Source organism: Glutamicibacter sp. HZAU, assembly GCF_004100365.1.
GTDB lineage: Bacteria > Actinomycetota > Actinomycetes > Actinomycetales > Micrococcaceae > Glutamicibacter > Glutamicibacter nicotianae.
In genome coordinates this window covers 36,276-58,874 of record NZ_SCKZ01000008.1, presented here as the reverse complement: position 1 = coordinate 58,874, position 22,599 = coordinate 36,276, and the positions used below count along the sequence as shown (strand labels likewise).

Below are 22,599 nucleotides of genomic sequence, written 5' to 3'. Positions count from 1 at the left end.
CGTATTCTCTACAACCAGAGAATAATAAATGCTGCAGATCACATTTCAGCACTAAAGGAGCCGGTCACATGCCAACCACCACCGCCACGGATTTCACCCTGCTCAGCGAAGCAGAGGTCGCCGCCGCCAAGGACCTGCTGGTCAGCAACCAGCTGTTCACCGAGAACACCCGCATCGCGTACATGGGCCTGGAAGACCCGCGCGCCGACCGCCCCGGCCGCTTCGTCCGCGTGATGCTCATGGACAAGCTGGCGAACTCCCCCAAGGATGTCGTCCTGGACTTAGGCGCCCAGAGCGTGCACTCAAGCGTCGATCTGGATCCTGCCAAGGTGGGGCAGATGCCGGTGCTGCTGGAGGAATTCGAAAAGGTCGAGTCCATCCTGATTGACGATCCGCAGTGGGCGGCCGCATTGGCCAAGCGCGGGCTGAAACCGGAACAGGTGCGCGTGGCCCCGCTGTCCGCAGGTGTGTACGACGACGAGTACCCGCAGGAATCAGGGCGCCGCATCCTGCGTGGGCTGGCCTTCCGCCAGGACTTCGCCGAAGACTCCGCATGGGCCCACCCGGTTGACGGGCTCGTGGTCTACATCGACACCATCGCCGGGAAAATCGACCAGCTGCTGGATCTGGGCATCGTTCCGGTGCCCGAAACCCACGGCAACTACACGGACCCGGAACTCACCGGCCCGATTCGCACCACCCAGAAGCCCATCGAGATCACCCAGCCCGAAGGCCCAAGTTTCACGGTGAGCGCCGGCAACCATGTCGTGTGGGAGAAATGGTCGCTGGACATCGGCTTCGACATGCGCGAGGGCCTGGTGCTCTACAACATCGCCTTCAACGACAAGGGCGTGGAACGCCGGATCCTGGACCGCGCCTCCATCGCGGAAATGGTCGTGCCCTACGGGGATCCGTCCCCGGTACGCAGCTGGCAGAATTACTTCGACACCGGCGAATACCTCATCGGGCGCCTGGCCAACTCACTGGAGCTCGGCTGCGACTGCCTGGGTGAAATCCACTACATCTCCCCGGTGGTCACCGATGCCGACGGCAATGCGCAGACGATCGCCAACGGCATCTGCATGCATGAGGAGGACGCCTCGATCCTCTCCAAGCATGCCGATGACTGGTCCGGAGTGAAGTACACCCGGCGCAACCGCCGCCTGGTGATCAGCTTCTTCACCACCGTGGGCAACTACGACTACGGCTTCTACTGGTACCTCTACCTAGATGGCGCCATCAAATTCGAGGCCAAGGCCACCGGCATCGTGTTCACCTCGACCATGGGCGACGAGCGCTTCTCATCCGAGATGGCTCCGGGGCTGACCGCGCCGTTCCACCAGCACATCTTCGGCGCCCGCCTGGACTTCGCGCTGGATGGCGGTCCGAGCCGCGTCATCGAGGAAGAAGCAGTCCGCCTGCCGATCAGCAAGGAGAATCCGCGCGGCAACGCCTTTACCCGCAGCCACACTGTGCTTGCCACGGAAAAGCAGGCGGTGCGCGATAACAACCCGACGGCCGGTCGCACCTGGGTGGTCACCAACCCCGAGAAGCAGAACTACCTGGGCAAGCCGGTCGGCTACAAGCTGATGTCCCAGGGACTCCCGACCCTGCTGGCCGCCGAGGGATCCTCCATCCACCGCCGCGCGGAATTCGCTTCCAAGGCCCTGTGGGTGACCAAGCGCAATGAGAGCCAGCGCTACCCGACCGGCGACTTCGTGAACCAGAACCCTGGCGTTGACGGCATCGGCTCGTGGATCGAGGACGACAAGAACATCGATGGCGAGCAGATCAGCCTGTGGCACACCTTCGCGCTGACCCACTTCCCGCGCACCGAGGACTGGCCGATGATGCCCGTGGACAAGGTCGGATTCACCATCCGCCCCGAAGGGTTCTTCGACCGCTCCCCTGTGCTTGATGTCCCGGCACCGGTCCAGCACGGCTGCTGCGCCACCACGGAATCCGACGGCTGCTGTGGCAGCGGCAACTAGGCAAACAACAAGGGCCTCTGCCGGGCACCGCGCGTTGGGCATCGCCTCGCTGTGCCTGGCGGCGGCCCACCTGCTGGTGCTGGCAGTGCTGCCGCACACGCTGTGGTGGACCCTGGCCTTGCTGGCAATGGCGTTATGGTGCGTCAAATGCTCCTGGTGCGTGCTGCGCGGCAGCTCTCCCCTGAGCTTGCTGGCGATGAGCGCACTGATGGGCGCTTCGCACGTGGCGATGGTGATCGGAATGCCATGGTTCACCGGCCATCACGGCGCGCACGCCGCGCATGGCACGCACCATGCGCCGGTGATGCTGGGCATCGCGGCTGCCGAATTCCTCGTGATGTTCGGCGCCGCTTGGCTCAGCCGCCACACCGCAGGCAGCGTCCCACGCCGTGCCGATCAACCGGATAGCTCAGAACCCGCGGCTCTTCCCGCCTAGCCAGACCCGGTCTTGAATGCAACGCTCCGCTGTTCTCAAGGCCGGGTTTCTGCCTGCTCCCGGATCTTGACAACCCCGAGATGCACCGGCTTAGATGAGTAATGAATCACATTCAATTTGTGTTCAACTTTTCCGAGAAGAGGGATAGCCTTGACCGCCGACAGGCACTCATCTGGCATCCTCGGTGCCCAGCAGACCACAAAGCCGCAAGGACCATTGGTCGTTCCCCTGCATCGATAGCGTCCACCGAACCAGCTATCTTCGAGGAAAGTACCAATGGCCACCACCAATGAACTGACGTTTGACAGGCATGAAGCCGAAGTCTCCCCCGCCTTGGTCGCCCGGGCACTGGCAGATGCCAAGCGCACCAGCTACTGGCTGGACAACGTCCAGCGCCCCGCGCCCCACCCGGCACTGCACGGGTCAATCGCCACCGACCTGCTGGTTATCGGTGGCGGCTACACCGGATTATGGACCGCGCTGCAAGCCAAGGAACGGGATCCTTCCCGCAAGGTGGTGCTGATCGAGGGGCAGCGCTTGGGCTGGGCCGCGTCAGGTCGCAATGGCGGATTCTGCGAAGCATCGCTGGTCCACGGCGAAGCAAATGGCGCAAACCACCTGCCGGAAGAAAACGAGCTCCTCGCCGAGCTCGGGGCGCAGAACCTCGACGAGTTCGAAGCAACGGTGCAGCGCTACGACATGGACGTGGACTTCATCCGCCAAGGATCGATCAACGTGGCCACCGAGCAGCATCAGATCGCCTGGGTGGCCGAGGAAGCTGAAGCCCCGGGCGTCGATTACCTGGACGCCGATACGGTCAAGCAGCTGATCAACTCCCCGGATTTCTTGGCCGGCGCCCGCGACAATCATTCCACCGCGCTGATCCACCCGGCCAAGCTCGTCTGGGAACTGGCCCGCGTGTGCCGCGAACTGGGCGTTGAATTCTACGAGCACACCCACGCCTTGGAGATGGAGAATACCGGCACGCAGGTCCAGGTGCTCACCGCCGACGGCCAGATCACCGCCCAGCGCGTAGCCCTGGCCACCAATGTCTTCCCCTCGCTGCTCAAGCGCCACCGCGCACGCATCATCCCGGTCTACGATTACGCGCTGATGACCGAACCACTCACAGCCCAGCAGCGCACAGCCATCGGCTGGGCGGACATGGTGGGCCTGGCAGATCTGAACAACCGCTTCCACTATGCCCGCCCCACCATCGATGCCGAGGGGAACTTCCGCATTCTCTACGGCGGCTACGACGCGGTCTACCATTTCGGCGGCAAGGTGCGCTCCAGCTACGACACCAACCAGCGGACCTTCGAAAAGCTGGCCGCGCATTTCTTCGGCAGCTTCCCGGACCTGATGGATGTGAAGTTCTCCCACGCATGGGGTGGCGCTATCGATACCTGCTCGCGCTTCTTCTCGTTCTTCGATCTGGCCTATGGCGGCAAGGTCGCCTACTGCGCAGGCTTCACCGGCCTGGGTGTGGGTGCCACGCGTTTCGGTGCCAAGGTCATGCTGGATCTGCTCTCGGGGAAGAAAACGGGGCTGACCGAATTGGAACTGGTGCGCACCAAGCCGATTCCTTTCCCGCCCGAGCCTGCCGCCTGGGTGGGCGTGAAGCTCATGACCAGCCAGCTGGCCAAGGCCGACCGCAATCACGGCGAGCGCTCGGCCTTCTTGAAGCTGATGGACAAGATCGGAATGGGGTTCGATTCCTGATGCCGTCCAAAGATCTTCGAGCCAGTATCGTCCAGGCCGGCGATGCGGAGCTGAGCCACGAACCGATCGGCGAAGACCAGCGGGCTGACGGACAGGCACCCGCGACCACAGGCTATGCGGAACTGGGCACCCTCGGGGATGCGGAAGTCGGCATCTGGGAAATGTCTGGCGGCGCCATGCGGGATATCGAATCCGACGAATATTTTGTTGTGCTTTCCGGCCGCGCCACCGTGCAGATCCTGGAAGCCGACGGCTTCGGCGCCCAGGAACTCCGGCTGGTTCCGGGCAGCGTTGCCAGGCTTCATGCTGGCATGAGCACGCTCTGGACCGTCACCGAAACCCTGCGCAAGATCTACTTCACCCTCTGAGCATCCCTAGGAGAATCCACATGGCCTACTACGATAGTTCCCTCGGACACCAGTTCATCAACGGCCAGCAGGTCCGCGGGCTCGGCCCGGTGCTGGAACGCGTGAACCCTGCCACCGGGAAGAAGCTGCTGGACGTCGATACCGCAAGCCTCGAACAGGTTGACCAGGCGGTGCACGCGGCCGCCGAGGCCTTCACAACCTGGTCCAAGCTCACCCCGGGCGAGCGCGCCGACCACCTGCTGGCCTTCGCCCGCGAACTTGAGAAGCATGCTGATGAGATCGCCGCCGTGGAGACCGCGCAGACCGGCAAGAGCATCCGCATGTCCACCCAGTTCGATGTGCCCGGTTCCATCGACAACGTGAACTTCTTTGCTGGCGCCGCACGCAACTTGCAGGGCTTGGCCACCGGGGACTATGCCGGAAACACCACCTCGATGATTCGCCGCGAAGCCATCGGCGTAATCGGCTCGATCAGCCCCTGGAACTACCCGTTGCAGATGGCTGCGTGGAAGATCCTGCCCGCGATCGCCGCCGGCAACACGATTGTGCTCAAGCCCAGCGAGCTGACCCCGGGCACCTCTGTGCTCTTTGCCCGGGCTGCCAAGGATGCAGGATTGCCTGACGGGGTGGTCAATATTGTGGTTGGCGACGGTCCCAGCGTCGGTGCGCCGTTAGTGCGCCACCAGCTGGTGAAGATGACCTCGTTCACCGGCTCCACCACGGTGGGCCTGAAGATCATGTCCATGGCCGCCGAGAGCGGTACCCGGGTGCATCTGGAGCTCGGCGGGAAGGCACCGTTGGTGGTCTTCGATGATGCGGATATCGAAGCCGCCGCGCACGGTGCAGTAGCCGGCTCGACGATCAATTCAGGCCAGGATTGCACCGCGGCCACCCGCGCCTACGTGCATTCCTCGGTTTTCGAGCGGTTCACCAGCCGTGTGGCCGAGCTGATGGAGGCCATGGTGGTGGGAGATCCCACCGACCCCGAAACCGACATGGGCTCGATGATCAGCCAGGAGCACCTGCAGAAGGTCTCCTCGATGGTCCAGCGGGCCAAGGATCAAGGAGCTCAGGTGCTGGCGGGCGGCCATCAGCTTGAGGGCGATGGCTTCTTCTACCGTCCCACCTTGGTGGTTGGAGCTGCCCAGGATTCGGAGATCGTGCAGCAGGAAGTGTTCGGACCGGTTCTGGTGGCCCTGCCATTCAACACTGACGATGAGGCCATCGAACTGGCCAACGATACCCCGTATGGGCTGGCGGCGAGCGCATGGACCAAGAACGTGGACCGGGCGATGCGTGCCAGCGCCGAGATCCAGGCCGGCTGCGTGTGGATCAACGAGCATATCCTGATCGTTTCCGACATGCCGCATGGAGGCTACAAGGCTTCCGGCATGGGCAAGGACATGAGCCAGTACTCTTTCGATGAGTACACCAACGTCAAGCACGTGATGATCTCCCATGATCCCGCTGCCCACCGTGAATGGCAGGACACGGTCTTCAAGCACCGCTAGGCGCGAAATACTAGAGACTGGAAAGCAGCTGGTTCAGCTTCTTGGTTGCCACCCCTGGTTCGGTGGTGGCAAAGAAGTACTGGGCCAGCTGTTTTTGCGCCCCGGCCACGGGCGAGGCGGCAAGGTCAGCTACCTTCTGGGCCAGGCCGTTCGCGTTGCCCAGCCGCTGGTTCAATGGCAGCCCGGCATGGAGCTTGCTTTCGGGATCCCCCGACAACAGCAGCGGGATGTTCAGCGCTACCGCGTCATAGGCCATCGCCGAGGTGTCGCAGATGGCCACGTCCGCCCACACCAATGATTGCGCCGCATCGCTGATCGGGTCCAGCGTGGCGGCATAATTGCTCTTCAGGCCCAGAACTGCCTTCTTCGCTTCAGCGGAGACATCTCCGGTCTTCGGATGAGGTCGGAAACGCACGTCGAAGCGCTCATCGTTGCTCAACTGGGCGAGAATCCGCTCCCCCAGGGTCGCCACCGAGGAGTAGGCCATGGCCTGGGAATCGCCTTCCCACGTCGGCGCGTAGAGCACCCGGATCTTTTCGGATGGCTCGGGCCATTCCAGGTTGTCCAGCTGCGGGCGCCCGATCTGCACCAGATGCGTTGGGTCGAAACGGGCAATGCTTTCGGTGATGCGCTCGACCGCAGCGGCACCGGCCACGCAGGCGAAGTCGTAGGCCTTGAGCTGGTTGGAGACCATCGACGTCTTTTCACTTTCACCGTGGTTCAGGTGAATGTGCGCTGGCCCATTGAAACGCAGCATCGTGAAGTTCCGCTGGGCGTTATTCACGTAGTTGATGGATTTGGCATCCCACTCGCGCAGCTTGTTCTCGATCTGTTCCATGGAACGCGAGAACATGATCGGCAGAGTCGTCGCTTCCAGCGCATGGCGTGCGCTCAGGGCATCCATGAGCACCACTCCGATGCTCAGGCCCTGGGCAGCCAACCGTTCAAAGGTCCCCAGCCAGACTCCGAGCTGGTAGAACTGGCCGGGGCCTTCGGCGAAGAACAGCACATGGTCGGCTTGTTCGATTCCCCGGTCCAAGTGGGCGATTTCTGCTCGGACAGACCGCTCCGCGAGGAGGGAGCGTGCTTTGCCTGTCGCTTGAGTTATCTGGGAAGAGAACAATGCCATGCATTTAGTCTACGTAGGTTTAGCCGTTGATCGCGGAAGCCAAGTCGGAAATGTTGGATTCCATCCATTCAAGGTAGCTGGAGTCATCCTGGATGGTTTCTGCAAAGTCAACCACGGGGATCTGCCCCTGCTCTGCGCTCTTCTTCAGCGCCTTGGTTTCACTGCCTTCAGTCTGCACGTTGTAGGCAAGTATGTCAGCATCGCCTGCGGAAAGTAGGTCTTCGGCCTTCTTCATGGTCATCGGTGCAATGCCTTCGCCCTCTTCAATGGCTTCACTCAGCCCTTCAGGCGTGGCATCTTCCATGCCTGCAGCATGCAGCAGGTGGAACGGTACAGGCTCGGTCATCACGAAGCTCTTGCCATCCAGCTTCGCGGTTTCGAGCTGTTGCTCCAGCTTGTCGATTTCTTCGTTAAAGGAAACCGCATTCCGTTGGTACTGCTCGGCGTTGGCGCTATCGGCCTTTCCGAAGGATTCAGCCAGCGCATCAGCCAGGTCGCCCATGGATTCCAGGTCATACCAGATGTGCTCGTTGTAGGCCGCGTGGTCGTGGCCCTCATGCGAATCCTCTTCGGCGTGCTGCGCATGCTCTTCGGCGCTCTCGCCCTCATGCGAATCCTCTTCGGCGTGCTGCGCATGTTCTTCAGCGCTTTCGCCCTCATGCCCGGCTGCTTCCGATTCCTCAGCTACCGGCGAGGAATCCACTGCGTGCACGAGCGTGATCTCGCCAGCCTTGCCTTCTGGAATCGAGGAAACCAGGGAGTCCATGAACTGGTCATATCCTCCGCCATTGGCCAGCACCAGCGTGGCATTGGAGATCGCCAGCTTATCTCGGGCTGTTGGCTCGTAGGAATGCGGATCCTGCGCAGCCGAGGTGATGATCTCGCTGACCTCCACGCTCTCTCCGCCAATGGCACGGGCGATCTGTCCGTAGACGTTCGTCGTGGCCACTACGCTGATCGCAGCAGAATCCGCTTCCGTTGATTCGCTGGCCGTGCTGCTACCGCATCCGGCGAGGATCAGTCCAGCAGCAGGCAGGGCGACAGCTGCTGCGAGCAGCGAGCGGTGGTTCTTCATGGGTGTCTCCATCTAAATCGGATCGCTATTGAGAACTATTCTACATTACATATGAGAATGGTTCGCACCTAGGAGTCGGAACCCACGCGTTGCAAGGAGCGTTTGCCGTGGGCACCGCCGGTGCCGGTCGCCTTCACGACCATGACCGCAATTGCGGTCGTTACCGGAATTGCCAGGACCAATCCAATGGAGCCGATCAGAATGCGGATGACTTCTTCGGCCATGGCGCCGGAGCCCAGGGTGACCCCGAAACTCTGGTTGCTCAATGCGGCAATGGCCAGGACTGGCAGGGCCGCACCAGCATAGGCGAAAGCAATCGTGTAAACAGTCGAAGCGATATGATCGCGGCCTATGCGCATGCCCCGGAAGAACAATTCCCTGGCAGAAGCCTTGGGCGAGCTCTCGGCCAATTCCCACACGGTGGCCGACTGGGTGATCGTCACGTCATTGAGCACACCCATGCCGCCGACCAGGACACCGCAGATCAGCAAGCCGGGCAAGGATATTTGCGGGGCCACCGTCGACAAGGTGATTGCCGATTCATCATTGGCCCCGGTCAACGCGGCCGCATCGGTCAACCAGAGCACCATCCCTGCCGTCACCGCAAGACCGAAGAGCGTTCCCAGCAGCGCTGTGGATGTCTTCGCGTTAAGTCCATGGGCGAAATACAGCGCGACGAACATGATGGCGGTGGAGCCCGTGAGTCCCACCAAGACCGGATTGCCGCCTTCAAGCAAGGCCGGAACCATGAAGACGATCATGAAGGCGATGCCGCCGATCAGTCCGATCATGGCCCGGGTGCCGCGCCAACCAGCGACGAGCACCACCACCACGCCATAGGCGATAGCCAGCAGGGCCATGGGCAATGTCCGGACGAAGTCAACGAACACGTACGGGCTACCGCTGGTGGTGTCGACCGCGGAAAGATCTAGGTAGCGAATGCTGTCGCCCGCGCGCGCATCCCGTGATTGCAGCATTTCCGGCGGGATCTCCAACTGGATTTCAGCGCCACCGGATTCGGGCATCACATAGGTGACCTGGCATTCGAGCACCTTGCCGCCTACTTCTTCCAACCCTTGGGAGGAAGGGCAATCCTGGACGGCGCTGCGCGTAACGGTGCCAACTTCCATCGTCGCTCCGCCGGTAGTATCCATGGCTCCGTTGAGGGCGAACTTGTCGTAGTTGCCTTGCGGCCACAACAGGATGACCATGACCATGGCCAAAGCACCTATGGGCGCAAGCAGAGCCCAAAGGATGATCGAGGCACGCCGTCGGCGCTTGGGATCCTGCAAAATCGGTTCGTCATGGTGATGATGGCCCACGTGGCGCTGCTCCAAATCAATAAAGGCGAATCGTCCTTACCAAGTCTAAGAGCTGGCCCCTGGGAGTTTCATATGGACGCAGTCCGCGTCTTCCCGCGCTGTGCGTGGACGCTCAAAAGGATGACGCGATAGATCCTCCCCAAGGTTCATGCTTTCCAGCATCGCGGAACGAGAGAATTGAGCCATGAGCTTGCCAATGAATTTGCCACCCTCGCCGCAGGGCGCCGAAGGTGAAATGAGCTATCCGTTCCATCGCCTGATGAGACGCAGTGCGAACTATCGCTGGTGGCGTCCGCTGGCGTTCTCCGGCGTCGGCATTGGCTTCTACCTCGCAGCTTTGCTCATTGCAATGCTGGCGATGTTCGCCGCACTGCTCATGAACCCGATGACGTGGGCTGCCGATAATCCGGAAGAGGCCCCCGGCCAATTCCTCATGGATCCAATGCTGAATATGGCATCGGCGACGGACTTCTCGATGACCATGGCCTCATTGATCATCATGATCCCTGCGGTCTTTTTCGCTTATTTGCTTATCGGGCCGAAGCCTGTCGGCCTGTTGATTTCGGTCACCGGCAAATTGCGCTGGCGATGGTTCGGCCTGGCGTTGGCTGCCAGCGCCGTTTCGTTCGCCTTGTATTTCGGGGTGAACTTCGGGCTGGGCGCAGCGGGAATTGGCGCGTCCGAGCCCGTGCCTGCCAGCAGCCTGCCCACGGATCCGCTGTTCTATGCCCTGCTGGTTATCCTCTTGACGCCGTTCCAGTGCGCAGCCGAAGAGCTCGTCTTCCGCGGTGCGTTCATGCAGGTCATCGGCAGCTGGCTGAAGCATCCTTTGTTCGCCATCCTGCTTCCGGTGCCGCTGTTCACCATCGGCCACCTCTACGACATCTGGGGGCTTCTCGATGTGGCAGCCTTCGCTATCGCAGCAGGCTATCTGACGTGGCGCACCGGCGGCCTGGAAGCGGCGATGGCCATGCACATCATCAACAACACCTTCTTGTTCCTGCTCGGCGCAGTGGGCGTTGTCGATCTGAACGCCACGGAATCCAACCCGGTTTCATTAGTCTTCTCGGTGTGCTTCATGGCCCTGTTGACCTTCATGCTTGTCAAGCTTGCCGACAGGCAGGGCATTGCCCGCACGGCGGGCCCGATCCCGGTAGCAGACCGCCGTCCGATGCTGCAGCCATGGCAAATGAACCAGCCGTCGCTTCACCCTAACCAGCCATACTGGGCTCCCCCGGCATATCAGCCAGAGCAGCAGCCGAACGCCGGCAACCCGTCGGTGGATTCCCCACCAGCGCCTCGGTCACCCGACCCATCGGACCGCTAGGCATCACGCAGCTCAAGCGCAAAAAACGATCCGCACAGGAGCTCCTGTGCGGATCGTTTCGTTTCCTGCAATTTCATCTAGTGTGCTTCTTCAGGACTTGGCCCAGCGCAGCAAGGCCGCGATTCCTGCTCCGTCAGGGATCATCGATTCCGGTACGTATCGGATGCTGGCGTCCGTCAGCGCGGTCGCGCGCAAGAGCACTTCCGGCGCTGGCCACTCGCCGACCACCAATTCTGCATGGTCATCTCCATCTTGATGGGCAATCCACGGTTCTGCGCTCAAGGCGCGCAGGGTATGCTCGCTTTGGTATTGCCCAACCAGCACCATTTCGGCTTGCGCCGATTGGAGTGCAGTGACGACTTCATTCAGTCCGACCGCCAATTGAGCTCGGCCGTTGCCGGACTGGGCGGCAACCTTCGACTCCAATTCAGCCAGATCCTTGGCTTTGACCTCCTCCACCAGCTTGGTGATCTGGGCATCGACCTGCTTGGCGTCCGCACCGCCGGTACGCGTATGCGAGTCGATCACTTCTACGTATTCCTTCAGTGCCACCGGAAGTGCCCCGAGCACTATTTCACGAGCCTTGATATCGCCGGAAAGAATGACCAGACGAACGTAGTTCTCGGCGGACATCTCGCTGATCAGGCCGGCGACCTCATCAGCATTTCGACGTACCATCTCATCGGCGGCTGCCTGAGCCTTCGGCTGGTCATATTCGCCGGGCACCTTGCGCGCATGGTGGATTTCCTCGGGCAATCCGACTATGCCACGGCTGCCGAGGCGTTCAGGGGACGCCGTGTTATAGAGGTGCACTTCACCTCCGTCCCTGCTGACTTCGGCTACGAGGTAGGAGAACGATCCGCCACGAGCGCGAGCCAGCGCCGTGAAGTTCGGGAATGGACCCACATCCACCGATGGAGTTTGGACCTTGAGTCCTGGAATGATTTCGTTGAGCACGACTTCGCCGTCATGAACGGCGACGAATCTTGCTACGGGTGCTCGCAGGCCCTCGGCTGGTTCCAGTGCGCCGATCAGTGCTTGGACATCGTCCGGCTGTGCCTGCTGGCTCTTGAGCAGCTTGGCTACGTCGTCCGGAAGCCGATCTGCGGCTTCTTGGGCGGCAGTGGTTCCCAACGATGCATCCACGAGGGCGGTGCTCCACGAGCCGTTTCTCCGATAGAGCGAAGCGTCGATTCCGTTAGAATCCGCGCGTAGTGCCATGCTGACTCCCTTCCGCACGCGAGCCTTGGCCGCGGTGCGACTAGATCCGTGGCACTAACCTAACATCACTATTCAGTGGCTGGAAGAGGTAACCAGAAACTATGTCGTTGTTTGGATGAAATCAGCATGACAGCAAGTGTTTACCAGCGGCCACGCCAATATTGGGCAGGGGATGCCATCGGCGCTCCGAGTTCTTTCGCCGCACGGTTTGCCCACTGCGGGTCGCCCAGAGCGGCGCGTCCGATGCTCACGCCGTCGGCTTGCCCGGTCACGACGATGTGCTCTGCTTGCACCGGTTCGGTGATCACGCCCACCGCGGTGACGAAGGCGTCCTGCGGCAGTGCGTCTTTCACTGCTTGGGCCAACGGCACCTGGTACCCGGGACCAGAGGGACCATTGAACTTGCCGATGCCGGCGCTGGACAGGTCGAAATGGCGCACGCCGTGGCCGTAGAGCTCCTTGGCGATCCGAGTCGTGTCGGCGATACCCCAACCGTCGTCAACCCAGTCTTCCCCCGAGAAGCGGATGCCCAAGACCTTGTTTTCCGGCCACACGGCTGCCACCGCCTCGATGATTTCACGCAGGTACCGTGTGCGGTTCTCGAAGCTGCCGCCGTATTCATCCGTGCGCTTGTTGGACAGCGGCGAGAGGAACTGGTGCACCAGGTAGCCGTGGGCCGCATGGATCTGGATCAGGTCGAATCCTGCCTCGTCTGCGCGCTTGGCCGCGTCGGCCCAATCCTGAACCGAGTCCCGGATCTGCTCAACGGACATCTCGGTAGCCGCCTTCAGGCCATAGAGCTCGCTTGGAGTGGAAGTGAAGGTTTCCCAGCCGCCTTCTTCATCGCTGATGCTGCCAAGTTTTCCGGCCTCTTCGAACTCCTTGAGCCAACCATAGGTCGAGGCTTTCGCGCCGGCATGCGCCAGCTGCACGCCAGCGGCTGCACCATGTGAGCGGATGTACTTTGTAATCGGCTTCCAGGCTTCGGCCTGCTCGTCATTCCACAAACCGGTGTCGCGGTCCGAGATCCTGCCTTCAGCTGCCACCGCTGTTGCTTCGGCGATAACCAGCGAGTATCCGCCATGCGCCATGGAGCCCAGATGAGCCAGGTGCCAGGTCGTTGGAACGCCGTCGTGTTTTTCCACGGAGTATTGGCACATCGGCGGGAGGACCACGCGGTTGCGCAGCTTCAGGCCTTCGCCGCTACGGGTTGGAACGGTAATTTCAGTAAATAGCTTGCTTTGAGGCATACCAGTTACGACGCTGGCGTGCGCGAATATATTCCGCGCACCCCAAGTGCCAGGTCAAACTAGCCGAGAATCAGTACCGCTACAGAGAGGTAGACAATCAGCCCAGCGGCATCCACGAACGTTGAAATAAAGGGATTGGAGAATACCGCAGGGTCGACCTTGAAGAATTTTCCGATGATCGGCATCACCCCGCCGACAGCGGCCGCAATGCTGCATAGTGCCACGAGGCTGGTGCCAATCACCAATCCGATGCTGGGTTCGAAAATGAGCCCGGCCAAGACCAGTGCGACAAGGCCAAGGCTCAAGCCCAAGATCGCCCCGATACGCACCTCACGCATCAGCACCCGCCAAAAGTCGCGGCCCCGCACCTCCCCCATGGCCAGTGCACGCGTAACGGTAGTCGCCGCCTGGTTGCCGGTATTCCCGCCAATGCCCACTATCAGCGGGATGAACAAGCTGAGCACCACCATCGATTCAAGCGTCTGCTCGAAACTGGCGAGGACCTTGACGGTCAAGGTGGCACCAATCGCAAGGACCAGCAACCAGATGATCCGCGCCTTCACCAGTTGGCGCAGCGGCGTACCCAGGTACGGGCGGACGAGCGATTCCGCCCCGGCACCGTACGCGGTGCGTCGCTCCTCGGCATCCTCCAGGATCCCGAGCGCCATGGGCAAGGTCATCACTCCCAGCAGACGGTATTCCCGATCAAGTACCGGGAGCACCCCTGCCTTCCGCTGCACGGCCAATCGTGCTGCGCTTGCCTCCGGCTCGCAGGCTTGGACGCTGGGGCCAGGGGTGCACAATTCTGCGACCGTCATCGTACCCGGTTCGGCGAGCAGCTCGCTGAGCGTGATGGTGCCAAGCAGCCTGCGTTCATCATCGATCACCAAGATGTGCTGCGCGTCCTTGCAATGCGCGAAACGCTTGCTGATGCGTGCCAGGGATTCTGCCACGGTTAGCTGCGGATGAGTGGCGATGAAGTCCGGGGACATCGCCCTGCCGGCGCTTGCTTCGGGATAGCCCAGCAGGGCTCCGATGTCTTGGCGTTTGGCCTTCGATGTACCTGCCAGCAGTTTCGTTGCCACGATGGCTGGCAACTCAACGAGCAGTGCTGCCCGTTGTGCGGCGGAGAGCTGGGAGAAGGCATCGACCACTGCTTCTGACTGCAGCGCCCGAATCAGTTCGGCTTGCACCTCAGCGTCGAGGTCCTTGAAGAGAAGCACGGCGGCCTGCTTGTCGAGCAGGCGGTAGGCCAAGGCTGCTTCGGTGGCATCCAGCGCTTCAAGGTGCTCGATAGCCTCAGCGGTATGCAGCTCCCCCAGCAGCCGTGCTGCTTGCTGGAATTCGCCGTGGTTGAGGTGGGAGCTCAAGGAGCGCGAAATAGTAGAGAAGTCTACCTTTTCTGGAGAAATCATGATGTGGGTCCAAATGGTTCATTTGGCGCAGGAATACAAGCCTGCCAGCAACTTCTCACCGATTGAGCACCCCGTGAAGACAGGGAGATAAATCAGTCAGTATTTGCGTGCAGGTTTCTGCGCCGGTGACATGTGCAGGTGTCACGAACTCATGGGAATCCCATGGCAGGATGCAGCCCTATTCGGCAGATTCGGCTATGAGCGCCCAGGTGAGTTCGTGGGCATAGATCGACTTGAACTGTCGTCCACGACGCTCACCTCCTCGAAATCGGTTTGCGCTCACGCGCATCGGGCCTTGACCAAGTTCTATCAGCAACGGCTGGGAAATGCCCGCTTTGGGGATCGATATCACGTTTAAATGGTCCAGAGGCCTGCGGTGCAGGCCTCCTGGACTTGGTTCTCGCGGTGCTATGAAATCAGCATTCCACCACGTTCACGGCCAAGCCGCCCATGGCAGTTTCCTTGTACTTGTCGCTCATGTCCTTGCCGGTTTCGCGCATGGTGATGATGACTTCGTCCAAGGTGACGTGGTGATCGCCGTCGCCCATCAGTGCCATCTTCGCCGCATTCACTGCCTTCGAAGCGGCAATGGCGTTGCGTTCGATGCATGGGATCTGGACCAAGCCGCCGATTGGATCGCAGGTCAGTCCCAGGTTGTGTTCCATTGCGATTTCCGCGGCGTTCTCCACCTGGGCTGGGGTGCCGCCAAGGATTTCGGCCAGGCCACCGGCGGCCATCGAGGAGGCCGAACCGACTTCGCCCTGGCAGCCGACTTCCGCTCCGGAAATCGATGCCTGTTCCTTGTACAGCACGCCGACGGCGCCTGCAGTGAGCAGGAAGCGTACGACTGCGTCGTGCTTTTCGTCCTCGTTCCAGTACTTCGCGCCTGGCGCGTAGTGGGTGGCGTAGAACAGCACTGCCGGGATGATGCCGGCGGCGCCGTTGGTGGGGGCGGTGACAACCCGTCCGCCGGAGGCGTTCTCCTCATTGACTGCCAGTGCGACGAGGTTGATCCATTCCTGCCAGTAGACCGGATCGCGGTCCTTGTCTTCCTTGCGCAGGCGTTCATGCCATTCCGGCGCGCGACGGCGGACTTTCAGGCCGCCGGGCAGCACGCCGGTGCGTTCCAGCGCGGAGTCCTTGCAGCCTTCCATCACTTCGTAGATGTGGATGAGGCCTGATCGGATTTCCTCGCGGCTGCGATAGGTTTCCTCGTTGGCCATCATGATCTCGGCAATGGACAGGCCGGTTTCCTTCACATGCTCCAGCAGTGCGGCTGCTGTCGTGAACGGATAGGGCTGCTTGTTCAGCTTCTCCTCGAGGTTCTTCTCGATGCGGTCTTCGGCGCCTTCGCGCACGATGAAGCCGCCACCAACGGAGAAGAATGTCTCGTTGGCGATTTCATTGCCTTCGGCATCCAGGGCAATGAACTTTACCCCGTTGGTGTGGCGCGGCAGCACGGTCAGCGGGTGCTGGATCATGTCCTCGACCTTGTAGTCCAGGTCCTTGCGCTGGCCCAGCTGTTCGGCCAAGCGCAGCACGCCGGTGGCTTCCATGTCTGCCAGGCGCTCATCGACCTGTGCTGGCAGCACCGTTTCAGGTTCGAAGCCTTCGAGCCCGAGCATGATGGCGGTGAAGGTACCGTGGCCACGGCCGGTAGCGGCCAGGGATCCATAGACGTCCACACGGATATTTTCCAGTGCGTCCAGTTGGCCTTCTCGGATTACTTGGGCAATGAATGCGTGCGCTGCACGCATTGGTCCCACGGTATGGCTGGAAGATGGTCCGATGCCAACCGAGAAAAGATCGAATACGCTAACCGCCATGCGGGTCACATCCTTAGAACTTGGGTAATCCGAGAGCTTGGGCTCCGGATCCATGAAGTGTGGTTCCAAACTCCCCCGGGCCGCCGCAGGTATTGCGGCGGCTGGTGGAACTTTGGATGGTGAGAGACTGCGGGCCCGAAAAGCGCCTAATTCCACCTTCCGGGCCCGCATCTTCACTAGCTTGCTGCTACTCGGAAACCTTTGGCAGGTCCGGGTACAGTGGGTGGGCTTCAGCCAACGCCAGAACACGTTCCTTCAGCTCTGGCAGTGCAGCCGTATTGCCGTCGGCACCAGCGATCAGGGTCTGCGCAATGATCTCCGCAACCTCAGCAAACGCAGCCTCGGAGAAACCACGCGTCGCCAACGCCGGAGTACCAATGCGCAGGCCCGAGGTGACCATCGGCGGACGCGGATCAAACGGAACCGAATTACGATTCACAGTGATCTCCACCTGCGCCAAGAGGTCTTCAGCCTGCTGGCCGTCCAACTCGCTGTTGCGCAGATCCACCAGCACCAGGTGCACATCGGTGCCACCAGTCAGCACGCTGATGCCCTTGGCAACAACGTCTTCCCGGGTCAAACGCTCAGCCAAGATCTTCGACCCAGCCAAGGTACGCTCCTGGCGCTCCTTGAACTCCGGCGACCCAGCAATCTTGAACGCCACAGCCTTGCCAGCAATCACATGCTCCAACGGACCACCCTGCTGGCCAGGGAACACCGCCGAATTCAGCTTCTTCGCGATCTCCGCATCATTCGACAGAATAATGCCGCCACGCGGACCAGCCAACGTCTTGTGCGTCGTGGAGGTCACCACGTGGGCATGAGGCACCGGCGACGGGTGCAACCCAGCGGCCACCAAGCCAGCGAAGTGCGCCATGTCCACGAACAGGTACGCGCCAACCTTGTCGGCAATCTCGCGGAAGCGCTTGAAGTCCAGCTGGCGTGGGTAAGCCGACCAGCCGGCAACAATCATCTTCGGCTGGTGCTCGACCGCAAGGCGCTCCACCTCATCCATGTCCACCTGGTAGGTTTCCTCATCCACGCCGTAAGGCACGATGTTGAACAGGCGGCCCGAGAAGTTCAGCTTCATGCCGTGGGTCAAATGGCCACCGTGGTTCAGGTTCAACCCGAGGACGGTATCGCCCGGGCGCACCAGCGCGTGGTACACCGAGGCGTTGGCCTGCGCACCGGAGTGCGGCTGCACGTTCGCGAACTTCGCGCCGAACAACTCCTTGAGGCGCTCAATCGCCAACGTCTCGATGACGTCGACTTCTTCGCAGCCACCGTAGTAGCGGCGGCCCGGGTAGCCCTCGGCGTACTTGTTGGTCAGCACCGAACCCTGCGCCTGCATGACGGCCTGGGCGGTGTGGTTCTCCGACGCGATCATTTCCAGACCGCGCTGCTGGCGAGCCAACTCAGCGTCGATGCGCTGCGCCACCTCTGGATCGAGGGCTGCCAGCGACTGGGTCAGGGATGCTGGTGCTAGGGATTCAAAAGTCTGGTTGCTCATTACTGGACGTCTCCACCGTTCGCGCTTGCGTAGTCTGCTGCCGAGAGTAGCGGTCCTTCTTCGGTGACCTCAACGGTGAACAGCCAGCCGGCACCGTATGGGTCCTCGTTCAGGATGGCCGGGTTGTCCACGGCTTCCTGGTTAACCTCAACGATGGTGCCGGTCACTGGCGAGTACAGGTCGGAGACCGACTTGGTGGACTCGACCTCGCCGCAGGTCTCGCCTGCGGTCACGGTGTCGCCAACCTCTGGCAGGTCGACGTAGACCACGTCGCCCAGGGCGTCAGCGGCAACCTGGGTGATGCCGATCTTTGCTGGGGACGATGCATCGATCCACTCGTGCTCAGCCGAGTAGCGCAATGACGAAAGAACTTTACTCACGGTATTTCCTCTCCCAAGGGAATTAGCGGGCGCTTAGCTTAGCCCTACTGATGTTTAACGTTACTTGGCTCGGGTGTAGAACGGCAGTTCGACTACGACAAATGGCAAAGTCTTACCGCGCAGATCGACCTCCAGCTCGGTTCCGGTTGCGCCGAACTCGGCATCGACGTAGCCCAGTGCCACCGGGTAGCCGAGCGTTGGCGATGGCTGTCCGGAGGTGATTTCGCCAATGACGGTGCCGTCCTTGACGATGGAGTAGCCTCCGCGGCCGGCGCGCTTGCCCAGGCCCTTGAGGCCCACGAGCTTGCGTGGCGGGGTGGTGCCGCGCAGCGCTTCAAGTGCCTCGCGGCCCACGAAGTTCTCTTCCTTTTTGAAGGAAACCACCGGGCCGAAGCCCGCATCGAACGGGGTGCGTTCCAGGGACAGCTCGTTGCCGTACAGCGGCATGCCGGCTTCCAGGCGCAGCGAGTCGCGGGCGGCCAGGCCGCAAGGAACCAGTTCATGGTCCTTGCCGGCTTCAACGGTCTTCTCCCAGAGGGCTGCCGCATCCTCGTTCTCGATGATCAGCTCGAAGCCGTCCTCGCCGGTGTAGCCGGTGCGGGCCAGCAGCACGTCGATGCCGCCGAGCACCAGCTTCACAGCCGCGTAATACTTCAGCTCTGCGACGGCCTGGGCGGTTGCCTCGTCGGCGGCCAGCTTGCTCACGATCGCCTCGGCGTTCGGGCCCTGGACCGCGATCAGCGACTGGCGGCCCGATGCGTCATCGACGACAACGTCGAAATCAGCGGCGCGGGCTGCCAGCTCGGCGGCGACCACCGGGGCATTGCCGGCGTTCGGCACGACGAGGAACTTCTCCTCTTCCAGGCGGTAGACGATCAAATCGTCGATGATCTTGCCCTCGGCGTTCAGGATCAGCGAGTACTTCGCCTTGCCGACCTTCATGATGCTCAGGTTGCCTGCCAGCGCGGTGTTCAGCGCGACGCCGGCTTCCGGTCCGGTGAGGTAGACCTCGCCCATGTGGGACAGGTCGAACAGGCCGGCGGTGGAGCGCACGGCCTTGTGCTCTGCCAGTTCCGAGCCGTACTTCAGCGGCATGTCCCAGCCGCCGAAGTCGGTGAAGTTCGCGCCCAAAGCTTCATGCTGGGCGTGCAGTGCGGTGTGCTTGAGTGCTTGGGTAGTCTCAGTCATCTCTAACTCTTCCTTAGTCTTCGAAGGCTTCAGGAGCCGGGCAGGAGCAGATCAGGTTGCGGTCGCCGCCGGCGCCGTCGATGCGGCCCACGGTTGGGAAGTACTTGTCGAACTTCAGGCTGGCTACCGGGAAGGCTGCCTGCTCCACCGAGTACTTGCGGTCCCAGTTGCTGTTGACCACTGCCGAGACCGTGTGCGGAGCGTTGCGCAGCGGGGATTCCTCGATGCTGTACGCACCGGAGAGCACCTCGTCCATTTCCTGGCGGATGGTGATCATGGCTTCGATGAAGCGCTCGATCTCGGCCAGGTCCTCGGACTCGGTCGGCTCCACCATCAGGGTCCCGGCGACCGGGAAGGACAGGGTTGGCGCGTGGAAGCCGAAGTCGATCAGGCGCTTGGCCACGTCCTCGGCGGTGACCCCGGTCTTGGCGGTCAGTTCGCGCAGGTCCAGGATGCATTCGTGGGCGACCAGGTTCTGGTTGCCGGTGAACAGGATCGGGAAGTGCTCGCCGAGGCGCTTGGCGATGTAGTTCGCGTTCAGGATCGCGTGCTTGGTGGCTTCGGTCAGTCCGTCGCCGCCCATCATCGCGATGTAGGCCCAGGAGATCGGCAGCACGCCGGCCGAGCCGAAGGCGGTTGCCACGACCGGCACGCCGTCGCGCTCGGAGTAGGTGCCGGAGGCGTCGCCTGGCAGGAACGGCAGCAGGTGCTCGCCTACGCCGATCGGGCCAACGCCCGGACCGCCGCCGCCGTGCGGGATGCAGAAGGTCTTGTGCAGGTTCAGGTGCGACACGTCGCCGCCGAACTTGCCCGGCTGGGCCAGGCCCACCATGGCGTTCATGTTCGCGCCGTCGATGTACACCTGGCCGCCGGCGGCGTGGACCTTGTCGCAGACCTCGCGCACGTCGGCGTCGTAGACACCGTGGGTGGATGGGTAGGTGATCATGATGGCGGCAAGGACGTCCTTGTTGGCCTCGATCTTGGCATCCAGGTCATTGGCGTCGATGGTGCCATCGGCCGCGGTCTTCACGACGACCACGCGCATGCCTGCCAGCACCGCCGAAGCGGCATTGGTGCCGTGCGCCGATGCAGGGATCAGGCACAGGTCGCGCTGGCTTTCGCCGCGCGAACGGTGGTAGTCCGAGATGGCCAGCAGGCCGGCGTACTCGCCCTGCGAGCCGGCGTTCGGCTGGATGGAGACGCCTGCGTAGCCGGTGATGGCGGTCAGGCGGCCTTCCAGGTCGGTGATCAGCTCGCGCCAGCCGGCGGTCTGCGCGGCAGGTGCGTAGGGGTGGATGGATGCGAATTCAGGCCAGGTGATGGATTCCATCTCGGCGGCCGAGTTCAGCTTCATGGTGCACGAGCCCAGCGGGATCATGGTGCGGTCCAGCGCCAGGTCGCGATCCGAGAGGCGGCGCAGGTAGCGCATCATCTGGGTCTCGGAGGAGATCGAGTTGAAGATCGGGTGGGTCATGAAGTCGCTGGTGCGCACCATCGACTCGGGCAGCTCGAAGCCTTCCGGAGCCGAGAGTTCCGCACCGAAGACCTCAAGCAGGGTCTTGACCACGGCGGAGGTGGTGGTTTCGTCGGTGGAGATGCCCACTTGGGTTTCGCCGACCTTGCGCAGGTTGATGCCTGCTTCGACGGCCTTGGCGATGATGGCATCGGCGTTCTCGACGTTCACCACAACGGTGTCGAAGAAGGTATCCGAGGCCAGGGTGAAGCCGCCTGCGACCAGCGAGCTGGCGATCACGCGGGCGTGGTTGTTGGCACGGGTTGCGATCTGCTTCAGGCCGGCTGGGCCGTGGTAGACGGCGTACATCGATGCGCAGATGGCCAGCAGGGCCTGCGCGGTGCAGATGTTGGAGGTGGCCTTCTCGCGGCGGATGTGCTGCTCGCGGGTCTGCAGCGCCAGGCGGTAGGCGGGAACGCCAGCGTCATCGGCCGAGACGCCCACCAGGCGGCCTGGCATGGAGCGGGTCAGGCCATCGGCAACAGCCATGTAGGCTGCGTGCGGTCCGCCGAAGAACAGCGGCACGCCGAAGCGCTGGGTGTTGCCCACGGCGATGTCGGCGCCCTGCTCGCCCGGAGGGGTGATCATGGTCAGCGACAGCAGGTCGGCGATCACGGTCACCATGGCGCCGGCTTCCTTGGCGGCGGCGATGATCGAGGCGTGGTCGGCGATCGAGCCGTCATTGCCCGGCTGCTGCAGCACGATGCCGGAGATGTCGCCCTCGGGCAGGCCTGCGGACAGGTCGGCGACCTCGATCTCGAAGCCCAGCGCGTCGGCGCGGCCCTGCACGACCTTCAAGGTCTGCGGGAAGATCTTGGAGTCCAGGACGGTCTTGCCCTTGGCCTTCTTCTTGTTGGCGCGGCGCATCATCAGCACTGCTTCGGCGGCGGCCGAGGATTCGTCCAGCAGCGAAGCGTTGGCGATCGGCAGGCCGGTCAGGTCCATGACCATGGTCTGGAAGTTCAGCAGGGCTTCGAGGCGGCCCTGGGAGATTTCCGGCTGGTACGGGGTGTAGGCGGTGTACCAGGCAGGATTTTCCACGATGTTGCGGCGGATTACGGCTGGGGTGATGGTGTCGTAGAAGCCCTGGCCGATCATCTGGGTCTTCATGACGTTCTTCGAGGCAAGCGCACGCAGGTGGGCCAAGGCTTCGGTTTCGCTCAGCGCATCAGGGATATCCAGTGCGGAGTCCTGGCGGATATCTGCCGGAACGGCGGTGTCGATCAGTGCTTCCAGGCTGTCGTAGCCCAGGCTCTGAAGCATGGTGGCAACGTCGGAAGGACGCGGGCCGATATGGCGGGAGACGAATTCAGTATTCGCTGGTGCCGAAGTCTGCGTGATGGTCATGGTGCGGGTATCTCCATGGGATCTGTCTTGGCGCATGCCAAAGGAAGGTCTTTTTACCTCCCCATCCC

17 protein-coding genes are annotated in these 22,599 nt (G+C 62.0%); 6 read left to right on the top strand and 11 right to left on the bottom strand.

Annotated features, from left to right (window positions below; all coding sequences use genetic code 11):
• The first annotated feature begins 68 nt into the window (after positions 1–68).
• The 5 genes from EKH49_RS13280 to EKH49_RS13260 all read left to right on the top strand — a co-directional run bounded on the left by EKH49_RS13280 (position 69) and on the right by EKH49_RS13260 (position 6,028).
• A complete protein-coding gene (locus EKH49_RS13280; RefSeq protein WP_128471212.1) occupies positions 69–1,991 on the top strand; it encodes a primary-amine oxidase in 1,923 nt (640 codons plus the stop codon).
• On the top strand, positions 1,975–2,427 hold the full coding sequence (locus tag EKH49_RS13275; protein WP_128471211.1) for a hypothetical protein: 453 nt from the start codon (positions 1,975–1,977) through the stop codon (positions 2,425–2,427). Before EKH49_RS13280 ends, EKH49_RS13275 begins: the two co-directional genes overlap by 17 nt.
• Positions 2,428–2,703: 276 nt before the next feature.
• Positions 2,704–4,149, top strand: coding sequence for an NAD(P)/FAD-dependent oxidoreductase (locus EKH49_RS13270; protein ID WP_128471210.1), 1,446 nt, complete (start codon positions 2,704–2,706; stop codon positions 4,147–4,149).
• Positions 4,149–4,517: a cupin domain-containing protein gene (locus EKH49_RS13265; protein WP_128471209.1), complete on the top strand. Its 369-nt coding sequence runs from the start codon at positions 4,149–4,151 to the stop codon at positions 4,515–4,517. The genes EKH49_RS13270 and EKH49_RS13265 overlap by 1 nt, the downstream gene beginning before the upstream one ends.
• Positions 4,518–4,537: 20 nt before the next feature.
• The gene (locus tag EKH49_RS13260; RefSeq protein WP_128471208.1) at positions 4,538–6,028 is read left to right on the top strand and encodes a gamma-aminobutyraldehyde dehydrogenase; all 1,491 of its coding nucleotides are present in this window, start codon (positions 4,538–4,540) and stop codon (positions 6,026–6,028) included.
• A 10-nt stretch (positions 6,029–6,038) separates the two neighbouring features.
• Here the strand turns inward: EKH49_RS13260 and EKH49_RS13255 are convergent, their stop codons facing one another.
• The 3 genes from EKH49_RS13255 to EKH49_RS13245 all read right to left on the bottom strand — a co-directional run bounded on the left by EKH49_RS13255 (position 6,039) and on the right by EKH49_RS13245 (position 9,554).
• Positions 6,039–7,067, bottom strand: a complete 1,029-nt coding sequence (locus tag EKH49_RS13255) for a CDP-glycerol glycerophosphotransferase family protein (RefSeq protein WP_161567525.1) — start codon at positions 7,065–7,067, stop codon at positions 6,039–6,041.
• Positions 7,068–7,176: 109 nt separating this feature from the next.
• The gene (locus tag EKH49_RS13250) at positions 7,177–8,232 is read right to left on the bottom strand and encodes a metal ABC transporter solute-binding protein, Zn/Mn family (RefSeq protein ID WP_161567524.1); all 1,056 of its coding nucleotides are present in this window, start codon (positions 8,230–8,232) and stop codon (positions 7,177–7,179) included.
• Positions 8,233–8,300: 68 nt separating this feature from the next.
• Positions 8,301–9,554 (bottom strand): YibE/F family protein, encoded by a 1,254-nt coding sequence (locus EKH49_RS13245; RefSeq protein WP_128471205.1) that lies wholly within the window; start codon positions 9,552–9,554, stop codon positions 8,301–8,303.
• Between the two features lie 184 nt (positions 9,555–9,738).
• On the opposite strand from EKH49_RS13245, the gene EKH49_RS13240 reads away from it, so the two are divergent.
• Positions 9,739–10,881, top strand: coding sequence for a CPBP family intramembrane glutamic endopeptidase (locus EKH49_RS13240; protein WP_128471204.1), 1,143 nt, complete (start codon positions 9,739–9,741; stop codon positions 10,879–10,881).
• A gap of 90 nt (positions 10,882–10,971) precedes the next feature.
• On the opposite strand, the gene EKH49_RS13235 is transcribed toward EKH49_RS13240, so the two are convergent.
• From EKH49_RS13235 to gcvP, 8 genes are all read right to left on the bottom strand, one after another.
• On the bottom strand, positions 10,972–12,102 hold the full coding sequence (locus EKH49_RS13235; protein ID WP_236641159.1) for a baeRF2 domain-containing protein: 1,131 nt from the start codon (positions 12,100–12,102) through the stop codon (positions 10,972–10,974).
• A 140-nt stretch (positions 12,103–12,242) separates the two neighbouring features.
• Positions 12,243–13,352, bottom strand: a complete 1,110-nt coding sequence (locus tag EKH49_RS13230; protein WP_128471203.1) for an NADH:flavin oxidoreductase/NADH oxidase — start codon at positions 13,350–13,352, stop codon at positions 12,243–12,245.
• Positions 13,353–13,411: 59 nt separating this feature from the next.
• Positions 13,412–14,767 (bottom strand): magnesium transporter, encoded by a 1,356-nt coding sequence (mgtE, locus tag EKH49_RS13225; RefSeq protein WP_128471202.1) that lies wholly within the window; start codon positions 14,765–14,767, stop codon positions 13,412–13,414.
• 416 nt (positions 14,768–15,183) lie between these two features.
• Positions 15,184–16,593 (bottom strand): L-serine ammonia-lyase, encoded by a 1,410-nt coding sequence (locus EKH49_RS13220; protein WP_128471201.1) that lies wholly within the window; start codon positions 16,591–16,593, stop codon positions 15,184–15,186.
• A 187-nt stretch (positions 16,594–16,780) separates the two neighbouring features.
• Positions 16,781–18,103: a serine hydroxymethyltransferase gene (gene glyA, locus EKH49_RS13215; protein ID WP_128471200.1), complete on the bottom strand. Its 1,323-nt coding sequence runs from the start codon at positions 18,101–18,103 to the stop codon at positions 16,781–16,783.
• Positions 18,103–18,483, bottom strand: coding sequence for a glycine cleavage system protein GcvH (gene gcvH, locus EKH49_RS13210; protein WP_128471199.1), 381 nt, complete (start codon positions 18,481–18,483; stop codon positions 18,103–18,105). Before gcvH ends, glyA begins: the two co-directional genes overlap by 1 nt.
• Before the next feature lie 60 nt (positions 18,484–18,543).
• Positions 18,544–19,671: a glycine cleavage system aminomethyltransferase GcvT gene (gene gcvT, locus EKH49_RS13205; protein ID WP_128471198.1), complete on the bottom strand. Its 1,128-nt coding sequence runs from the start codon at positions 19,669–19,671 to the stop codon at positions 18,544–18,546.
• A 13-nt stretch (positions 19,672–19,684) separates the two neighbouring features.
• Entirely contained in the window at positions 19,685–22,531 is a 2,847-nt protein-coding gene (gene gcvP / locus EKH49_RS13200) for an aminomethyl-transferring glycine dehydrogenase (RefSeq protein WP_128471197.1), read from the bottom strand.
• Positions 22,532–22,599 lie beyond the last annotated feature (68 nt).